Raw genomic sequence first — 17,359 nt, forward strand, 5'->3', positions numbered from 1 at the left:
TTTCAAATTTTCCCCAATATATCAATTCCCCAAAAGGAAAAAAAAAAAACACACAACACGTTGCAAATGGGCCCCGCCCCCCCCCCCCCCGGGGGGGGCAGCTCTCCCATTGGTCAGCCGGCGTTGGTCACTTCGTGACCGCGACACCAGGAACTGCGTTCGGGTCCTCCCGAACCGATGCGGGATTCGTCTCCCGCAAACGCCATGCCGACGCAAAAGTGATCAATCCCATCACCGCGACGAAGGCTGCGACCAGCGTCGTGGTTCCGGTAGCGGAGATCAGCCAGGTCATGATGAACGGCGTCGATCCGCTGATCAGGATGGCAGCGAGCTGGTAGGCCAGCGAGGCGCCCGAGTAGCGGACGTGCGGCTCGAACAGTTCACCCATGTACGCGGCGATCGGCCCGTAGGTCATCGACTGGAACACGGCAGCCACCGTGACCGCGATCATGAACATCGGCAACGACGCCGTATTGACGAGCATGAAGTACGGGAACGCCCACAGCAGAATCCCCACGCCGCCGATCATGATGAGCGGTCGGCGTCCGACTCTGTCCGACAACGAGCCCGCCCAGATCGTGACCGGAAGCGAGACAAGGCAACTGAGCATGGACCCGATCAGCAATTCGTCTCGATCCATGCCGAGTTCGGCTGTCGCATAACTCAATACGCCCGCAATCGAGATATAGAAGATGGAGTTGGTCGCAGCGAGCAGACCACAGCCCAGCAGGATCGTCCGCCAGTGCTTCTTGACGGCCTCCACCAGCGGCGCCTGTGTGACCTCCTGCCTACCTGCAGAGACTTCCTGTTCCAGCTCCTTGAACTCGTCACTGTCCTCGACGCGCGTCTGGATGAAGTAGACCACCGGGAACAGCACGACGCTGAGCAGGAACGGAATACGCCAACCCCATTCCAGGAACGCCGAATTCGACACCGCGGAACTCGATCCCAAAAAGATCATGTTGCCCAGCAGAACACCGCACGCCACACCCATCTGACCGAAGGTGCCCGCGAAGCCACGCCGCTTGGGACTTGCCGACTCCGTCAGCAACAGCACGATTCCGCCCCATTGGCCGCCACAAGCCAAGCCCTGTAGGAATCGCAATGCGACCAACAGGATCGGTGCCGCGACTCCGATCGTTCCGGCGGTCGGCAGACACCCGATCAGGAACGTCGCCAACCCCATCACGAACAGGCAGACCACCACGACTGGCTTTCGGCCGAACTTGTCACCGTAGTGGCCCGCAATGATCCCGCCGATCGGTCGCGCGACGAAGCCGGCCCAGAAGGTGCTGAACGACAGCAACGTCCCCATCAACGGCGATGAGTCGGGAAAGAAGATGTGCGGGAACACCAGTGCCGCAGCAGTTCCGTAGAGGAAGAAGTCGTACCACTCGATCGAGCTACCGACGAGCCCCGCGGCGAGCAACTTCCGATGCGCTCGCCTTCTTCCCTGCGCGACCTCGTCGCCCTGGGCAACTACTTCTGATGTCATCGATCACTCCTCATTCGGCTTCAGCAGATTGAACTGAATCTGAGTTCATATTCAGAGACGAAGTTAGTGATGTCAATCACTTGAGACAAATTGAAGTGATGTGAATCATCACCCAGCCCGAAAGAGAGCTGGCCTTCAGATCCATAGAGGGGTGCACAACTGAGAGAAGACGTGCAACACTATTCAGAGCACAGTCGTTCACTGAACGGTTGTGACAGCCTCACGAATCATCGCTTCCGAACGGAGCACTGCATGAGTATCCGTCTTCCCGAGGTGATCGGATCGGTCGTCGAAGCAGGCCTCTCGCCGCATCCGGTCGACCGGTACCTCGAACTGCTCGACCCCATGATCACCTGGCGCGATCTGCGCGCAAAGGTTGTCGACGTCACACGTCCGACCTCACGAACCGTCCGCATCACCTTGGCCCCCACCAGGCAGTGGCGCGGCCACCGCGCAGGACAGTTCATCCAGCTCAAGGTGGTTATCGACGGCGTCAGACACGTCCGTTGCTTCTCGCCTGCCAACGCGCAGGGGCACTCCGACGTCATCGAGTTGACCATCACCGCTCACGACGACGGGTTCGTCTCGACGTACCTCCGCGACAATGCGAAAGTCGGCGACGTCTACGGCCTCGAACAAGCCGACGGCGATTTCGTCCTACCGCAGAGTCCGACGGGTCCCGTGGTGTTCGTCAGCGGAGGCAGCGGCGTAACGCCGACGCTGTCGATGCTGAGAACACTTGTAGCCTCAGCGCACGGTGGTCCCGTCACGTTCGTCCATTACGCACGGACGTCCGACGGCGTCGCGTACGCCACAGAACTCAATGCGCTCGCAGCCGCGCACTCGAACGTCGATGTGCGCCTGCGGTACACCCGCGGGTCCCACGGAGATTCCAATGCAGGACACTTCGCACCTGCACATCTCGATGGCATCGCTCTCGACGACGCGGACGTCTTCGTCTGCGGGCCGTCCGCGCTGATGGATGCTGTCATCGACCACCTCACCGACGCCCACCCCACGGCGCGAGTACACAGTGAATCCTTCCGCCCGACTCCGGCGGCGATCATCGATCCCGACGAACCGATCTCCGGCGACGTCGCATTCACGACGTCCGGCAAGGTCGCAGCCAACGACGGCCGCACCATTCTCGATCAGGCGGAATCCGCAGGACTATCTCCCAAGTCGGGCTGCCGAATGGGAATCTGCTTCTCCTGCACCGCAGTAAAGAAATCCGGCTGCACCCGCAACGTGCTGACCGGCGACATCGACAGCGAAGCCGACAAGCAGATTCAGCTCTGTATCAACGCACCTGTCGGCGACGTGGAAATCGAGGTTTAACAATGACTGTCACCACCATCACCCCGTCCGAGCACACCAACGTTCCGCCTGCGCTGCGCGGATCGTCGGACCCCAACACCCTTCATCTGAGCTACGAGCAGGTCGAAGCGCTCGGTCGCGACCTCGACGAGGTGCGCGCGCGCGTCGTCGCCGACCTCGGCACGAAGGACCGCGAATACCTGTACTCGATCATCCGCGCGCAGCGTGGTTTCGAGATCGCTGGCCGCGGGCTGCTGTTCTTCGGTTGGTTCCCCCCTGCCTGGGTCGCCGGTGTCGGCGCACTGAGTGTGTCCAAGATCCTCGACAACATGGAGATCGGGCACAACGTCATGCACGGCCAGTACGACTGGATGCGCGAGGACACCTACAACTCGCGCGAATTCGAGTGGGACACAGTGTGTCCCGCCGACCAGTGGAAGCACAGCCACAACTACATGCACCATACCTTCACCAACATCATCGGTGAGGACCGTGACATCGGCTACGGCATCCTCCGGATGGCCCGCGACCAGAAGTGGAACCCCTACTATCTCGGCAATCTCGGATACGCGACAGCGCTGATGCTGCTGTTCGAGTGGGGTGTGATGCTCCACGACCTCGAGGCCGAGAACATCGTGGCGGGCAAGCGCAAGTGGACCGACATCAAGGGCCTGGTCAAGGGCATGTGGCGTAAGGCGAGCAAGCAGGTCCTCAAGGACTACATCGTCTTCCCCGCGCTGTCGGGTCCGTTCTTCCTCCCGACGCTGCTCGGCAATGCCAGCGCGAACCTGGTGCGCAACATCTGGACGTACTCGATCATCTTCTGCGGCCACTTCCCCACCGGGGCACAGACGTTCAGCGCCGACGAATGCAAGGACGAGACGCGCGGGCAGTGGTATCTGCGACAGATGCTCGGCTCAGCCAACATCACCGGGAGCAGCCTGTTCCACATCATGAGCGGTAACCTCTCGCACCAGATCGAGCACCACCTCTTCCCCGACATCCCCGCGAGCCGCTACCCGACCATCGCCAAGGACGTCCAGGAGATCTGCGAGAAGTACGGCCTGCCGTACAACACCGGCCCTCTGCACCAGCAGTTGGCGTCGACATGGTCGAAGATCGCGAAGCTCTCCCTGCCCAACTTCATGACCTCCGACGACAACGACCTCACCGTCATCGTCGAGCGAGAGAAGTCGGCCGGGGTAGCCTGACGCACATGATCGATCGCTACGAACGCAACAAGGACATCGTCCAGGAGATCGTCGAATCCACCGCAACGCACGTCGGACGGATCGCGACGATCATCACGACTGCGGTCGCCGACGTTGCGCGCGAGGTCGGCGACATCGTCACCGACGGCTTCGAGATGCGTGATGCGGCTCGAAAGGCCAAGGCCGACGACCATCGTGAGGTCGTCGACGCAGAGTTGGTCGACGCGATCGACGATGCCGACGCCACCGAGACGGCGATCCGTGCCATCGAGACCGACCGCAGGGATGCGCCCGAGGAGCACGACCGCGCATAGTTCGTCGCACATTCACGGCGGGGCCTGATCCGATCAGGCCCCGCTGTTGTGCATTCGGAGCCATCTCCGCTGGTCGGCGGGGTTCCGATCATCGTGACGCCAAGGTTGGCGGCAGCAATCGGCCGCGCCGTAATGTTGTGGTGTTTCGCTAGCCTCGTCTGCCTTGGAGTCCCGTGTCCGCACCAGCCATCCTCACCTTCCCCAACCCGGTCAACGAGTATGCCGCCCGGTCGACGGCGGGTCTGGTCGTCATCCTGGCAATCGTTGCCAACGTGGTGAATCACCCCATCGTCTACGCGTTGCTGGCTCTCGGATTCCTGCTGCGCGTGATGGCAGGCCCCAAGCTGTCGCCATTCGGCCAGCTCTCCGTCCGGGTCATCGCGCCCAAGATCTGGCGCAAGAGCAAGCTCGTCCCCGGACCGCCCAAGCGCTTCGCGCAAGCGATCGGACTCGCCTTCTCCACCACCGCGCTGGTTCTGAGCCTGCTCGGCTACGGGCTGGCAGCACAGATCGTCGTCGGCCTGCTGATTGTCGCGGCGGTGCTGGAATCGGTATTCGGATTCTGCCTCGGCTGCGTGATCTTCGGGTTCCTGCAGCAGCGCGGCGTGATCCCCGAAGACGTGTGCGAGGCCTGCAACAACATCTGGCTGCGCAACCCGGAGCAGGCGCCGGCCGATACTCACTGAGTTACCCCGACGCCGATGTAACACTGGCACGGTGGAACAGCCCGGATACGACGCACTGGCGCAGCTCTACGCCGACTCCTTTCCAGCGCCGTACCAGTGTGCCGTCGAACGACGCGCCGTCGAGGCATTTGTCGACGAGGTGCGCGAGCATGATCCGTCCGCGACCGTCTTCGACGTCGGGAGTGGAATCGGCCATGTGACAGCCGATCTCGTCCGATGGGGTGTACGGACGGTCGGCCTCGAACCCAGCAACGGGATGCGCAGCATCGCGATGCGTACACATCCCGAATGTCATTTCATCGACGACGATGCTCTCCTCGCGCGAGCGGCGGCGGACATCGAATGCGGCGCAATCCTGGCTCGGTTCAGTCTGATTCACGTGCCCCCAGAAGAACTGCCCGATGTTCTGGCGGCCTGGGCAACTCGGTTGGCCGGCGGAGCACCGGTGCTGATCGGCGCGCAGGCGTCGCGGAGTGCCGACACCATCGCGTTCGATCACCGAGTCGCGCCCGCGTGGCGCTGGCATCCAGATGCGCTCGCGCGCCTGCTCTTCGAGGCGGGCTTCGACGAAGCGTGGCGGATGATCGCGCAGGCCGACGGCACCCATCGTTTCGCCGAGCTACACCTGATGGCGCGGCGTCGATGAAGGTCGTGTTGTGACAGGACTTTTCGCGGCCCAACCAGTGAGGGCCTAGTCCAGCAAGCCCAGGGCAATGCCATCGAGGATGTCGTGCTCGCTGACGACGAGTTCGGAGATGCCTGCGCGTTCGGACAGGACCCGAGCGAGCTCGAGCGTCACCAGCGCCCCACCGCCGATCACATCGACGCGACCGGGATGCATCGGTCCGAGCGCTGCGCGGGCGTCGCGTGTCATCGCGACGAGGTCGTGACAGACGCGGTCGAGGTCGTTGATTCCGATGCGCGACAAGTGGATTGCGTCGGAGTCGTAGACGTCCATCCCCGCATTCACGGCCGCGATGGTGGTGAGTGTTCCCGCCACCCCGACCCAGGTGTGTGCACCCTCGACCGGCACGGCGTCGAATGCGACGGCGAGTCTGTCGTGAATGAACTGCGTGGCGTCGCGAACCTCGTCTGCGGTGGGCGGGTCGGAGTGCAGAGCGCGCTCGGTGGTGCGCACGCATCCGACATCGGCAGAGTACGCAGCCGACACCCCCTCCGCACCGCCGAGCACGACTTCGGTCGAGCCGCCGCCGAGATCGGTCACCACGAACGGCCCTTCGGCAGGATCGAGTTCGCCGACGGCACCGCGGAACGACAGCCGCGCCTCCTCGTCACCGGTGATCACCTCCGCCTGCGCACCCTCGACGACGCAACCGAGCAGCTCCGCGGTCATCGCGAAGAAGACGTCGCGGTTGCGCGCGTCGCGGGTTGCCGAAGTGGCGACCATACGAACGCGTTCGACGCCGAGCGAGCGCATCACGTCGACGTAGTCGGAGAGCGCTACGCGAGTTCTCTCGATCGCCTCGTCGGCGAACTGTTTCGTGGCGTCGACCCCCTGCCCGAGGCGCACAACCCGCATCTCGCGGTGCAGATCGCGCAGGCCACCGAGAGGTGGCGCGGCCTCTTGGGCGACGAGAAGTCGGATGGAGTTGGTGCCGCAGTCGACGGCGGCGACCACGGTCACTGGTCGGACTCCGCGTCGTCTGTGGTTGCGGGGATTTCGGGCCAGTCGGCCGGAATCGCCGTGCCGCGCATGCCATTTGCGGCGGCGAGCGCCACGGCCTCGTCGCCGAGGGGATTGACACCGGGCCCCTTGGCGAGCGAGTGGGCGATCAGGACATGCAGGCACTTGACCCGATCCGGCATGCCGCCGCCGGAGAAGTCGGTGCCGAGCGATTCGATGGCGTCGCGTTCGGCGAGGAACGACTCGTGTGCGCGACGGTAGGCGGCGGCGAGATCGTCGTCGACGGCCAGGCGTGCGGTCATCTCCTTCATCACACCTGCCGACTCGAGTCGACTCGCCTCCGCGGTCAAGCGGGGATCGGTGAGGTAGTAGAGCGTCGGAAATGGCGTGCCGTCGGGCAGCCGCGGGGCGGTCTTGACGACGGCGGGCACACCGTCTGGAGTGCGATAACTGACCTCGATCACGCCGCGGGGCTCACGACCGAGTTGTGTGGCGATGGTGGCGAGGTCGTCGTCGCTCACCTGCTGGCCGGCAGAGTGGTTGCCGTCGGATGTACTCACGCTTCTTTGCTACCAGTTCGGTGTGGCGAACTCAGTGCGACCCCGGGGCGTCGGCTCCGGGCGGGGTCGATACGGACTGCCACAAATTGCCGTACCAGGGGTTGGCTTCGTGTGCCGCTTCGCGCTGACGCTCAGCGCTTCGGGCAGCCTCGTCGGGATAGAGCATGACGAACGGCGTCTCGCCCGGCTTGACCAGCTTGAGTCGTTCTCGTGCCTTGGCCTCGATGTAGGCGGGGTCGTTCTGCTCGTTGACCTTTTGCTGGTAGTCGGCGACCTGGTCGCGCAACTGCGCGTTGGACTCCTCGAGTTGGGAGAACTCGGAGTGCTGCGAAAAGTAGGTGCGCAGCGGCATCGCCAACGTGAGCGCGACGATCCCGACCACCAACGACAACACCACGGCACGCTTCGCGTCGATGTGGTGGAGTCGCTGCGCAATCCGTTCGGTGAAACCCGCCCGTCGTCGACGCTGTGCCCGCAGCTGCTCGCGTTCACGCCGAACGTCGGAGAATCCGTCGCCCGCGTCGCTCTCGATGTCGGGGAGATCGTCAGAGTGTTCGTCGGCGACCTCGGCCTCGAAATCGATGACCGCGTCGTCGTAGATCTCCTGTTCGCCGGTCTCGATGACCGAGACCGGCGAACGGCGAGACGTCGATCGCTCACGCCGGGGCGTCTTGCGGGCACGCTCCCGGGAGCGGGGGTCGCTCGTCGACGCACGCGTGCGTCGACGTCCTGAGCCCTGTGCCATGGGCTCTAGCTAATCACGAACCGTACGTATATCGGGGGAAGGCGAGGTCTCCCGCGTAGCGTGCCGCGTCGCCGAGGCCCTCCTCGATACGGAGCAACTGGTTGTACTTGGCGACACGCTCGCTACGCGCGGGTGCGCCGGACTTGATCTGACCGCAGCCGCATGCGACGGCGAGGTCGGCGATCGTGGTGTCCTCGGTCTCGCCCGAACGGTGGCTCATCATCGTCTTGTAGCCGTTGTTGTGGGCGAGCGTGACGGCGTCGAGGGTCTCGGTGAGCGTTCCGATCTGATTGACCTTGACCAGCAACGCATTTGCCGCACCCTTGGAGATGCCCTCTTCAAGACGCTCGGGGTTGGTGACGAACAGGTCGTCGCCGACGAGCTGTACCTTGTCGCCGAGCGCGTCGGTCAGCTTGACCCAGCCGTCCCAGTCGTCCTCGGACAGGCCGTCCTCGATCGACACGATCGGGAACTCGTCGACGAGCTTCTCGTAGTAGCTGATCATCTCGTCGCTGGAGAGCTTCTTACCCTCGAGGTTGTACACGCCGTCGCTGTAGAACTCGGTCGCCGCGGCGTCGAGAGCGATCGCGATGTCGCGGCCGAACTTGTAGCCAGCAGCCTCGACGGCTTCACCGATGACAGCGATGGCAGACGCGGTGTCGGGTAGGTCGGGGGCGAAGCCACCCTCGTCGCCGAGCGCCGTGTTCAGGCCGCGCTTGTGCAGCACCGACTTGAGCGAGTGGTAGACCTCAGCACCCCAGCGCAGCGCCTCCTTGAAGGTCGGCGCGCCGATCGGAGCGATCATGAACTCCTGGAAGTCGATGCCGTTGTCGGCGTGCTCGCCGCCGTTGATGATGTTCATCATCGGGACCGGGAGGATGTGGGCGTTGGGGCCGCCGATGTAGCGGAACAGCGGCAGTCCTGCCGACTCTGCGGCACCCTTGGCCACCGCAAGCGACACGCCGAGAATGGCGTTGGCGCCGAGCCTGCTCTTGTCGGGAGTGCCGTCGGCGTCGATGAGGGCCTGGTCGACGAGCCGCTGCTCTTCGGCCTCGATACCGATGACCGCGGGTGCGAGTTCGCTCAACACGCCCTCGACAGCCTTGGTGACGCCCTTTCCGCCGTAACGCTTGCCGCCGTCACGCAGTTCGACGGCCTCGTGCTCACCCGTCGACGCGCCGGATGGCACAGCGGCACGGGTGAACGTGCCGTCGTCGAGGACGACCTCGACCTCGACAGTCGGGTTGCCTCGCGAGTCCAGAATTTCGCGTGCACCAACCTGTTCGATGATTGCCACGGTGTTGCCCCTATCGGTGAACATGTCGGCGCCTCGCGCAGCCGACGGGTACGGGATCAAAGCCTAGTCGGTGAAGTCAACAGTCACGCATCAAGCGCGCAAGGCGGGGGTCTCGAGGTCGGTGCGGCGTTCAGTAGCGGACGTTGATCGAGTACGCGTTGGCGTGATCGCGCACGTCGATGACGTACGCCATCGAATTGTTGTAGACCTTGACCGCCTTCTCCCAACCCTGCGGTGTGGTCATGTCGCCGCCCGCTGACACGCAGAGGTAGCGGGCCGCTGACAGCGCGGCGTCGTCGATGTTGTCCGGATCGGCCTTGCCGTCACCGTTGGCGTCGACGCCGTAGCGTCGCCATGTCTCGGGGATGAACTGGAACGGCCCCATCGCGCGGTCGTGGGTGGCGTCGCCGTCGAGCTTCCCGCCGTCGGTGTCGGGGATCTCCATGTTTCCGCGCGTCCCGTCGAGCGGCACGCCCCGGATCGGTGGGCGGACATCGCCGTTCGGCGCGATCTCGGAGCCTCGGTACCGACCGTGTTTGCTCTCGACGCCCCCGATGCCTGCGAGCGTTGTCCACCCGATCCCGCACTCGGGGTGTTGCTGCCTTTGGATTTCGGCGGCGTTGCCGTAGGACTCCAGCGCGACGAACGGGATACCCGTGGCGTCGGAGATCGGCTTGGCCCAGTCGCGTAGCTGCTCGGCAGTGCGTCCGGGTGCGTTGATGTCGACGAAAGGTACCGGCGTCCCGAGGCCGGGCGGGATGCCGTCGGGAATGTCGGGACGCTTCAGGGAGGGCAGGTCAAGGCACGCCGACGTCAGAATTGCGACGCAGCTGAGAGCGGATATCGAGGCGAGTGCCCGTCGAAGGGTGGTCATCGATTCACCATCGTGCCATTGGTCCCTTGGTGATCTCGCATCGCGCAGCGTAGCCTTAGCTCGCTTACCGTAAGTAAGGCTGTGCTGACCAGCCACAACACAGCAAATCGGACAAACCGGAGAGATACGTGTTCGCGACCCTCATCATCGGCCTCCGCGAGGGGCTCGAGGCGGCGCTCATCGTGGGCATCATCGCGGCCTTCCTCCGACGCCAGGGCCGCACCGACGCTCTGCGCTGGATGTGGGTCGGGGTCGGCGTCGCCGTCGCCATCTGCGTCGCTGTTGCCATTGGACTCGAGGTGCTGTCGCGCGACCTGCCGCAGCGCCAGCAAGAAGGCCTCGAAACCGTCATCGGCGTCATCGCCGTCGCGATGGTCACGTACATGATTGTGTGGATGCGTCAGCACGCACGCGATCTCAAGGGCGACCTGGAGGCCGCGGCCACCGACGCGGTCAACGAGGGTTCGGCGATCGCGTTCGTGATGATGGCATTCCTCGCGGTGCTCCGCGAGGGACTCGAAACGTCGGTTTTCCTCGTCGCGGCTTTCAACGCCAGCAACAACGCCGTGCCGTCGGCATTGGGCGCGATCCTCGGAATCGGCATAGCCGTGCTCCTGGGCTACGGCATCTATCGCGGTGGCGTCCACATCAACCTCGCCCGCTTCTTCAAGGTCACCGGCCTGCTGCTCGCCCTGGTCGCCGCAGGACTCGTGATGACCGCCTTCCGCACCGCGCACGAGGCGGGCTGGCTCAATGTCGGCCAGCAACAGGTCGTCGACCTGACCTGGCTGGTCCAACCCGGCTCCATCCAATCCTCGCTGCTGACCGGCGTTCTCGGGATTCAGCCGAAGCCTGTGCTCATCGAGGTCGTCGGCTGGGCGGTGTATCTGCTCATCGTCGGCACCATCGTGCTCTGGCCCGCGGGCAAGGCATTCCCCCGACGCGCCGCAGGGCTGGCGTGCGGCGCTCTCGCCGGAGTGCTCGCGATCGCGGCCGTCGTCGTCTTCTCCACGGCACCGGCAGAACCTGACGCGCCGTCGGACACGATGCGCGCCAGCGTCTCCGGCACGCCGTCGACGTCCGGTGTGCTGACGGGCAAGACCATTCGGGTCCCCGACCCCGTCGCAGTACACGTCGAGTCCGCCGACGCCACGCAGGCATCGGGCACACTCACCTCAGGATCTGTGTCGACGCCGCTGCCCAAGCTCACTCCCACCGACGACGCGCAGATCGGCTCGACGAGCTACCCGACCTATCAGCAGCTTGCCTCGCCGAACCTCGATATCGCCTCGCTGGTTCCCGACGCTCCCGCGCGCGTCACGCCCGCACAGGTCGCCGCGGGCAACAACGGACGCCTGCCGGTCGGCCTGAACACGCAGACGTTCGGAGCCGACGCACCGGTGATCTACACGGTCACCGCAACGGTGACGACCAGCGTCGACCCGACGTTCCACTCGCCGGTCGCCGCGGATGTCCACTACGTCGTAACCGCGACGGCCACACCCGATTCTGGAGCGGCCGTGGTGCTCGGGAAGGTCGCGACCTTCGACGCCGAGCACACCGCTGATGCCGCCGAACTCGGTGCGCTGCAACACGCCATCGACCAACGGTCGGCACATCACACCCGGTCCGTCGTCGTGCCCCTGTGGCTTGCGGGCGGCGCGGTCGTCGCCGCGATTCTGGCCGGAGTGCTGCTGGTACGACGCAGGCGTCCGACGCCGCCACCTGAACATGAGGATTTGCAGACAGGGACCCTGACAGGCCCCGCTCACACAAAGGAGAAAACCACATGAGGGTGCGACCACTGGTGGCCGTCGGCGCGGCAGCCGTCGCCGTCGTCGGGATCGCGGGCTGTTCGGACAGCTCCGACTCGTCGAACTCGTCGTCGGATGTGAAGACCGTCAAGGTCGAGATCACCGATCAGGGCTGCAAGGCCACCCCGGACAAGGTCGACGCGGGGCCGATCACCTTCGAGATCACCAACACGAATGCGGCGGCGGTCAGCGAGGTCGAGCTGATCAAGGACAACCGCATTCTCGCCGAGCGGGAGAACATTGCTCCCGGTATGGCGTCGGTGTCGTTCTCCCACAAGCTCGATGGCGGCACATACGAGCTGTACTGCCCCGGCGCCACCAACGAAAAGACTCAGTTCACGGTCACCGGCAAGGCAACGGAGGCAACCGGAACCGTCGCGGACAAGCTGAAGACCGCGTCCGCCGACTACAAGGCCTACGTGATCACTCAGGTCAACAGCCTCGTCGAGAACACCAGGACGCTGACCGACGCCGTGAAGGCCAACAACCTCGAGGCCGCACGGGAGGCGTATCCCAAGGCCCGCCCGTACTACGAGCGCATCGAGCCCATCGCCGGCGCATTCTGCACCGACGGTTCGACGGACTGCTCCGACAACGCTTCTGTCAGCCTCGATTTCGCGATCGACGCCCGTCCGGACGCAGTCAGCCCCGGCGACAAGTGGGAGGGCTTCCACGTCCTGGAGAAGGCGATCTACCAGGACAAGAACCTCGCGAACATGGGCCCTGTCGCAGCGGAACTGCAGAAGAACGTCGAACTACTCCAGAGCGTCGTCAACAAGCCGGAATTCACCTTCGCTCCCGCTGAAATCGTCAACGGCGCAGGCGATCTGCTCGACGAGGTCTCGACGACCAAGCTCACCGGTGAGGAAGAGGCGTACTCGCACATCGACATCCTCGACATGCAGGCGAACATCGAGGGCTCCGAGCAGGCCTTCGCCATGGTCAAGCCTGCGCTGAAGGAGATCGATCCGCAGCTCACGCAGACCATCACCGACGCGTTCGCGAGGGTCGACTCACTCATCGACACCTTCCGCGACCCCAACGAGCCCGGCGGCTTCAAGAACTTCACCCAGGTGACCGCCGAGCAGAAGCGCGAGATGGCAGCGGCCATCGTCGCCGTCAAGGATCCGCTGGCGCAGGCCGGCGGAAAGATCGCCGCAGCGAGCTGATGTGATGTCCGCCGACGACAACAATTCGACGCAGCAACCGGATGACGCCAGCCCATCCGACCAGACCGCCGAGACGTCCAGCAGTGGACGTGGACCGCGCTTGGGACGTAGGGGATTTCTTGGTGCCGCCGGGCTCGCCGGAGTTGTCGTCGGCGGCGCTGCGGGCGGCGCCATCGGCTATGCCGCCGCACCGAAACCGACCGACACCGCGTCGGAGGCCGTCGAATTCTACGGCGAGCACCAAGCCGGAATCATTACACCCCAACAGAATTCGCTCGTGTTCGCCGCATTCGACGTTGCCGACTCGGTGACAACGCAGCAACTCGAGGTGATGCTCGCACGGTGGGCCGCCGCTGCCAGCCTGCTCACGCAGGGCAAGCCCGTCGGACCGGTGGAGACTCGTCCGGGCTCGCCTCCCGCGGATACCGGGGAGGCATTCGACCTCGGGCCGAACAAACTCACGATCACCGTCGGCTTCGGCCCGAGCCTGTTCGACGACCGATTCGGCCTGCGCGACAAGATGCCCGCCGCGCTGAAACCGTTGGGACAGTTGGCAGTCGACACGACGATCGATCCGTCGATCAGCGGCGGCGACATCTGCGTGCAAGCCTGCTCCGAAGACCCACAGGTCGCCTTTCACGCCGTCCGCAACCTTGCCCGCATCGGCCGCAGCGTTGTCACGCTGCGCTGGCTCCAGGAGGGTTTCGGCCGCGCGTCTGCCACGTCGACGTCGCAGGTGACACCACGAAATCTGTTGGGTTTCAAGGACGGAACGGCCAACATCAAGGCCGAGGACCCGAGCGTCGCCAAAGAATGGGTCTGGGTCGGCGACGAGACGGATCAGCCGTGGATGAAGGGCGGCTCGTATCTGGTGTCGCGCAAGATCCGCATGCACATCGAGGCGTGGGACTCCGACGACATCGGCAACCAGGAGTTGATCTTCGGGCGCACCAAGGACGTCGGCGCTCCCCTGTCGGGCGGCAGTGAGTTCACCACGATCGACTTCCACAAACGACTCGACACCGGCAAGTACGCGGTCGACCGGTTCTCGCACGTGCGACTCGCACACCCCGATAACAACGGTGGCGCGCAGATCCTGCGTCGGGGATACAACTACACTGACGGAATCGACACGCGCACAGGAACTCTCGCCGCCGGACTGTTCTTCATCGCGTACCAGAAGAACGCGCACGAGCAGTTCGTCCGCATCCAGAACAACCTCGCCCAGGACGGGCTCAACGAGTACATCGCACCCATCTCGAGCTCACTGTTCGCCATCCCACCGGGACTGTCGAAGATCGGCGACTGGTACGGCAAAAAGCTCTTCGGGTACACGGACTAGCGCGGCGGCGTCGGGGCGGCGGCGTCGGGGCGGACCGCCCCCACCCGCGCAGAAAGTAGGGGAAGGATTCTTTCCCCCAGTTCCCGAGGTTTCCCCGCGACACATCCCGAGAAAACCCACACAACACGCGGAAGGAGCCTTTCCCCTAGTTTCTGCGCGCTGGCTCAGGCCGACGGCCCCGCGCAGAAAGCCACGGAAGACACCCTTCCCCTACTTCCTGCGCCTCGCCGCGCTTCCCGCGCTCTCGGACTACCCCGACCGCCCGCTGATCGAGCCTGTCGAGATCACTCGGCCAGGACGCCCCGGCGGACCAGCTCGTCGACGACGCGGCCGGCTAGTTCTGCGATGTCGGCGCCGGTGGTGTCGAAGCGCAGGTCGGGGTTCTCGGGCTTCTCGTATGGCGCGTCGACTCCCGTGAGTCCCTTGAGTTCGCCACGCCGCGCGCGTTCGTAGAGGCCCTTGGGGTCGCGGCGTTCGCACTCCCCGACCGGCGTCGACACGTGCACCTCGATGAAGTCGAGGTCGGCGGCGTCGTGCAGTTCGCGGGCGATCTCGCGGTCGGACCGCAATGGCGAGACCATCGACGCGATCGCGATCACCCCGGCGTCGGCGAACAGACGCGCGAGATGCCCTACGCGCCTGATGTTCTCGGCGCGGTCGCCGGGCGAGAAGCCGAGATCGTCGGAGATCCCGTGCCTGATGTTGTCGCCGTCGACGAGGTAGGCGACGCGGGCACGATTCACCAGTTCGCGTTCGAGCGCGACAGCAACCGTCGACTTACCGGAAGCGGGTAGGCCGGTGAGCCACACCGTCGCTCCGCGCTGGCCGGTCTTGGTCCAGCGCTCGTTGCGGCTCAACGCACTCGGGTGCCACTTGATGTCGTTGCGGGTCGCCTTGCCCGGAATCACCTCGCGCGGCTCGAGGATCGTTCCCGCACCGACCGTGTCGTTCGACGCCTCGTCGATCAGGATGAACGCGCCCGTGTCGCGGTTGCTCGCATACGGATCGGCAACCACAACCGACGACGTCCGCAGCGTGAGTGTGCCGATGTCGTTGAGCGCCAACTCCGACGGCCCGACCTGCTCGAGCAGTGTCTCCGGATCGAGTTTGCGCTCGAGCGCCTGAACCGTCGCGCGTACCGTCGACGCACCCTGCTTGAGCGCGACACGATCGCCCGCGTGGAGCGGAGTCTCCGACAGCCAGCAGACCGTCGCCGACAGTTCGCGTGCGGCCACGGGCAGATGCGCATCCTCGGCCCCGCTGACGATCACGTCGCCACGGCCGACGTCGATGTCGTCTGCCAACTGCACCGAAACAGACAGCGGCGCAACGGCTGTCGACCGAGCCGGATCGAGCGTGTCGAGCGCGGTCACGGTGGTGCGTGATCCCGACGGCAGTACGAGAACAGGATCGCCGACGTCGAGGGTTCCCGCGGCAACGCGACCGGTGTAACTACGCTTGCCGTCGGCTCCCGGCCGAGACACCCACTGGATGGGCAGACGCAGTTCGCGCGCAACGGGATTGGGCGCGTGCAGCTCGATACCCTCCAGGTATTCGAGCAGTGTCGGGCCGGTGTACCAGGGCGTGTTCTCCGACTTGTTCACGACGTTGTCGCCGAGCTTCGCCGCGACCGGGATCGCGGTGATCTCCGCTGCACCGACATTCGTGGCCAGTTCGTTGAGGTCTGCGACCAACTCTGCGAATCGCTCGGCGGAGAAGTCGACGAGATCGATCTTGTTGACCGCGGCGACGATGTGCGGGACACCGACCAACGTGGCGATACGCGCATGCCGACGGGTTTGGCGTAGCAAGCCTTTTCGTGCGTCGACGAGCAATACCGCGACATGAGCGTTCGATGCTCCGGTGAACGTGTTGCGGGTGTAGCGCTCATGCCCCGGGGTATCGGCGAGCACGTAGCTACGTGTGGGACTCGAGAAGAACCGGTAGGCGACGTCGATGGTGATGCCCTGCTCACGTTCGGCCCGCAGGCCGTCGGACAGTGCGGCCAGATCGACGTCGCCGTCGTCGGACGTGACTCCCTCGAGGTGATCTGTCGGCAGTGAGCCGGTGTCGTGCAGGATGCGGCCGATGAGCGTCGACTTACCGTCGTCGACGCTGCCTGCGGTCGCCAGACGCAGAATCTGCCGTCGACGCGTGGGAACGCCTGTCCCCAATGGGGTTTCGCTTCGCTGCGCATCCTCGGAAGGATCGCGGGTCACGGTCTCGGTCATCAGAAGTAACCCTCTCGTTTGCGGTCCTCCATGGCGGCCGACGACGTGCGATCGTCGGCGCGGGTCTCACCGCGTTCGGATACCGTTGCGGCACTGATCTCTTCGATGATCTCGGGGATCGTTGTCGCACGCGAGCGCACCGCGCCGGTGATCGTCAGGTCACCGACCGTGCGGTAGCGCACCCACTCCGTGCTGACATCGTCGGAGGAATCCGGCTGCGAGTAGGGCGACACGGTGAGCAATATGCCGTCACGGTCGAACACCTCGCGCTCGGCCGCATAGTAGATCGGCGGAAGGTCGAGGTCCTCGAGTTCGATGTAGCGCCAGATGTCGGTTTCGGTCCAATTCGACAGTGGGAACACACGAACCGATTCGCCGCGTCGGATTCGCCCGTTGTAGAGCGACCACGGTTCGGGACGTTGAGCGCGCGGATCCCACTGGCCGAACTCGTCGCGGAAGCTGAACACCCGCTCCTTGGCACGCGCGCGGTCTTCGTCGCGTCGGGCACCGCCGAACGCGGCGTCGAACCGGCCCTCCTCCAACGCGTCGAGGAGCACGCGAGTCTGGAGCCGGTTACGCGAACCCGACGGAATCAAACTCATCGTCGCATCGGTTCCCGACGCCATCGCCGCGGGACGCGTGGCGGAGTCGACCGATCC

At 64.8% G+C, this 17,359-nt stretch carries 16 protein-coding genes; 8 read left to right on the plus strand and 8 right to left on the minus strand.

Translation table 11 applies throughout. The features are described from left to right. Positions 1-127 precede the first annotated feature (127 nt). Entirely contained in the window at positions 128-1,495 is a 1,368-nt protein-coding gene (locus tag A5766_RS06170; RefSeq protein ID WP_005208363.1) for an MFS transporter, read from the minus strand. 252 nt (positions 1,496-1,747) lie between these two features. Here A5766_RS06170 and A5766_RS06175 point away from each other — a divergent pair, with 252 nt between their 5' ends. The 5 genes from A5766_RS06175 (at position 1,748) to A5766_RS06195 (ending at position 5,669) form a co-directional block, all read left to right on the plus strand. Further along, positions 1,748-2,833, plus strand: a complete 1,086-nt coding sequence (locus A5766_RS06175) for a ferredoxin reductase (protein WP_005208364.1) — start codon at positions 1,748-1,750, stop codon at positions 2,831-2,833. 2 nt (positions 2,834-2,835) lie between these two features. Continuing rightward, on the plus strand, positions 2,836-4,023 hold the full coding sequence (locus A5766_RS06180; protein WP_005208365.1) for a fatty acid desaturase family protein: 1,188 nt from the start codon (positions 2,836-2,838) through the stop codon (positions 4,021-4,023). A gap of 5 nt (positions 4,024-4,028) precedes the next feature. Then, positions 4,029-4,337, plus strand: a complete 309-nt coding sequence (locus tag A5766_RS06185; RefSeq protein ID WP_005208366.1) for a hypothetical protein — start codon at positions 4,029-4,031, stop codon at positions 4,335-4,337. A gap of 173 nt (positions 4,338-4,510) precedes the next feature. After that, complete coding sequence (locus A5766_RS06190; protein ID WP_005208367.1) at positions 4,511-5,023, plus strand: DUF4395 domain-containing protein; 513 nt, start codon at positions 4,511-4,513, stop codon at positions 5,021-5,023. 31 nt (positions 5,024-5,054) lie between these two features. Further along, positions 5,055-5,669, plus strand: coding sequence for a methyltransferase domain-containing protein (locus A5766_RS06195; protein WP_005208368.1), 615 nt, complete (start codon positions 5,055-5,057; stop codon positions 5,667-5,669). A gap of 45 nt (positions 5,670-5,714) precedes the next feature. On the opposite strand, the gene A5766_RS06200 is transcribed toward A5766_RS06195, so the two are convergent. The 5 genes from A5766_RS06200 to A5766_RS06220 all read right to left on the minus strand — a co-directional run bounded on the left by A5766_RS06200 (position 5,715) and on the right by A5766_RS06220 (position 10,144). Then, positions 5,715-6,668, minus strand: coding sequence for a Ppx/GppA phosphatase family protein (locus A5766_RS06200; RefSeq protein ID WP_005208369.1), 954 nt, complete (start codon positions 6,666-6,668; stop codon positions 5,715-5,717). Next, positions 6,665-7,228 carry a DUF501 domain-containing protein gene (locus A5766_RS06205; RefSeq protein ID WP_005208370.1) on the minus strand — a complete coding sequence of 188 codons (564 nt, stop codon included), beginning with the start codon at positions 7,226-7,228 and terminating at the stop codon, positions 6,665-6,667. Before A5766_RS06205 ends, A5766_RS06200 begins: the two co-directional genes overlap by 4 nt. 31 nt (positions 7,229-7,259) lie before the next feature. Then, on the minus strand, positions 7,260-7,973 hold the full coding sequence (locus A5766_RS06210) for an FtsB family cell division protein (RefSeq protein ID WP_005208371.1): 714 nt from the start codon (positions 7,971-7,973) through the stop codon (positions 7,260-7,262). Between the two features lie 13 nt (positions 7,974-7,986). Then, complete coding sequence (gene eno, locus A5766_RS06215; protein ID WP_039856772.1) at positions 7,987-9,270, minus strand: phosphopyruvate hydratase; 1,284 nt, start codon at positions 9,268-9,270, stop codon at positions 7,987-7,989. 130 nt (positions 9,271-9,400) lie between these two features. Continuing rightward, positions 9,401-10,144: a lytic transglycosylase domain-containing protein gene (locus tag A5766_RS06220; RefSeq protein ID WP_005208373.1), complete on the minus strand. Its 744-nt coding sequence runs from the start codon at positions 10,142-10,144 to the stop codon at positions 9,401-9,403. A 128-nt stretch (positions 10,145-10,272) separates the two neighbouring features. Between A5766_RS06220 and efeU the strand changes: the two genes are divergently transcribed. The 3 genes from efeU to efeB are packed head-to-tail and all read left to right on the plus strand — an operon-like array spanning position 10,273 to position 14,469. Then, positions 10,273-11,937 carry an iron uptake transporter permease EfeU gene (gene efeU / locus A5766_RS06225; protein WP_005208374.1) on the plus strand — a complete coding sequence of 555 codons (1,665 nt, stop codon included), beginning with the start codon at positions 10,273-10,275 and terminating at the stop codon, positions 11,935-11,937. Beyond that, entirely contained in the window at positions 11,934-13,127 is a 1,194-nt protein-coding gene (efeO, locus tag A5766_RS06230; protein WP_005208375.1) for an iron uptake system protein EfeO, read from the plus strand. The genes efeU and efeO overlap by 4 nt, the downstream gene beginning before the upstream one ends. 4 nt (positions 13,128-13,131) lie before the next feature. After that, positions 13,132-14,469, plus strand: coding sequence for an iron uptake transporter deferrochelatase/peroxidase subunit (efeB, locus tag A5766_RS06235; RefSeq protein WP_197501356.1), 1,338 nt, complete (start codon positions 13,132-13,134; stop codon positions 14,467-14,469). A 284-nt stretch (positions 14,470-14,753) separates the two neighbouring features. Here the strand turns inward: efeB and cysC are convergent, their stop codons facing one another. Continuing rightward, complete coding sequence (gene cysC / locus A5766_RS06240) at positions 14,754-16,700, minus strand: adenylyl-sulfate kinase (RefSeq protein ID WP_231894568.1); 1,947 nt, start codon at positions 16,698-16,700, stop codon at positions 14,754-14,756. Further along, positions 16,700-17,359 (minus strand): sulfate adenylyltransferase subunit CysD (cysD, locus tag A5766_RS06245; RefSeq protein ID WP_231894569.1); only part of this gene is annotated, 660 nt, incomplete at its 5' end. The genes cysD and cysC, both read right to left, overlap by 1 nt.

Origin of the sequence: Gordonia sp. 852002-51296_SCH5728562-b, assembly GCF_001665475.1 — a bacterium.
GTDB lineage: Bacteria > Actinomycetota > Actinomycetes > Mycobacteriales > Mycobacteriaceae > Gordonia > Gordonia sputi.

What these genes read in the sequence shown, in the direction of transcription:
- A5766_RS06220 (WP_005208373.1), bottom strand. Translation starts at nt 10,144, where the DNA reads ATGACCACCCTTCGACGGGCACTCGCCTCGATATCCGCTCTCAGCTGC.
- efeB (WP_197501356.1), top strand. Translation starts at nt 13,132, where the DNA reads ATGTCCGCCGACGACAACAATTCGACGCAGCAACCGGATGACGCCAGC.
- cysC (WP_231894568.1), bottom strand. Translation starts at nt 16,700, where the DNA reads ATGACCGAGACCGTGACCCGCGATCCTTCCGAGGATGCGCAGCGAAGC.
- A5766_RS06180 (WP_005208365.1), top strand. Translation starts at nt 2,836, where the DNA reads ATGACTGTCACCACCATCACCCCGTCCGAGCACACCAACGTTCCGCCT.
- efeO (WP_005208375.1), top strand. Translation starts at nt 11,934, where the DNA reads ATGAGGGTGCGACCACTGGTGGCCGTCGGCGCGGCAGCCGTCGCCGTC.
- A5766_RS06170 (WP_005208363.1), bottom strand. Translation starts at nt 1,495, where the DNA reads ATGACATCAGAAGTAGTTGCCCAGGGCGACGAGGTCGCGCAGGGAAGA.
- A5766_RS06175 (WP_005208364.1), top strand. Translation starts at nt 1,748, where the DNA reads ATGAGTATCCGTCTTCCCGAGGTGATCGGATCGGTCGTCGAAGCAGGC.
- A5766_RS06185 (WP_005208366.1), top strand. Translation starts at nt 4,029, where the DNA reads ATGATCGATCGCTACGAACGCAACAAGGACATCGTCCAGGAGATCGTC.
- A5766_RS06210 (WP_005208371.1), bottom strand. Translation starts at nt 7,973, where the DNA reads ATGGCACAGGGCTCAGGACGTCGACGCACGCGTGCGTCGACGAGCGAC.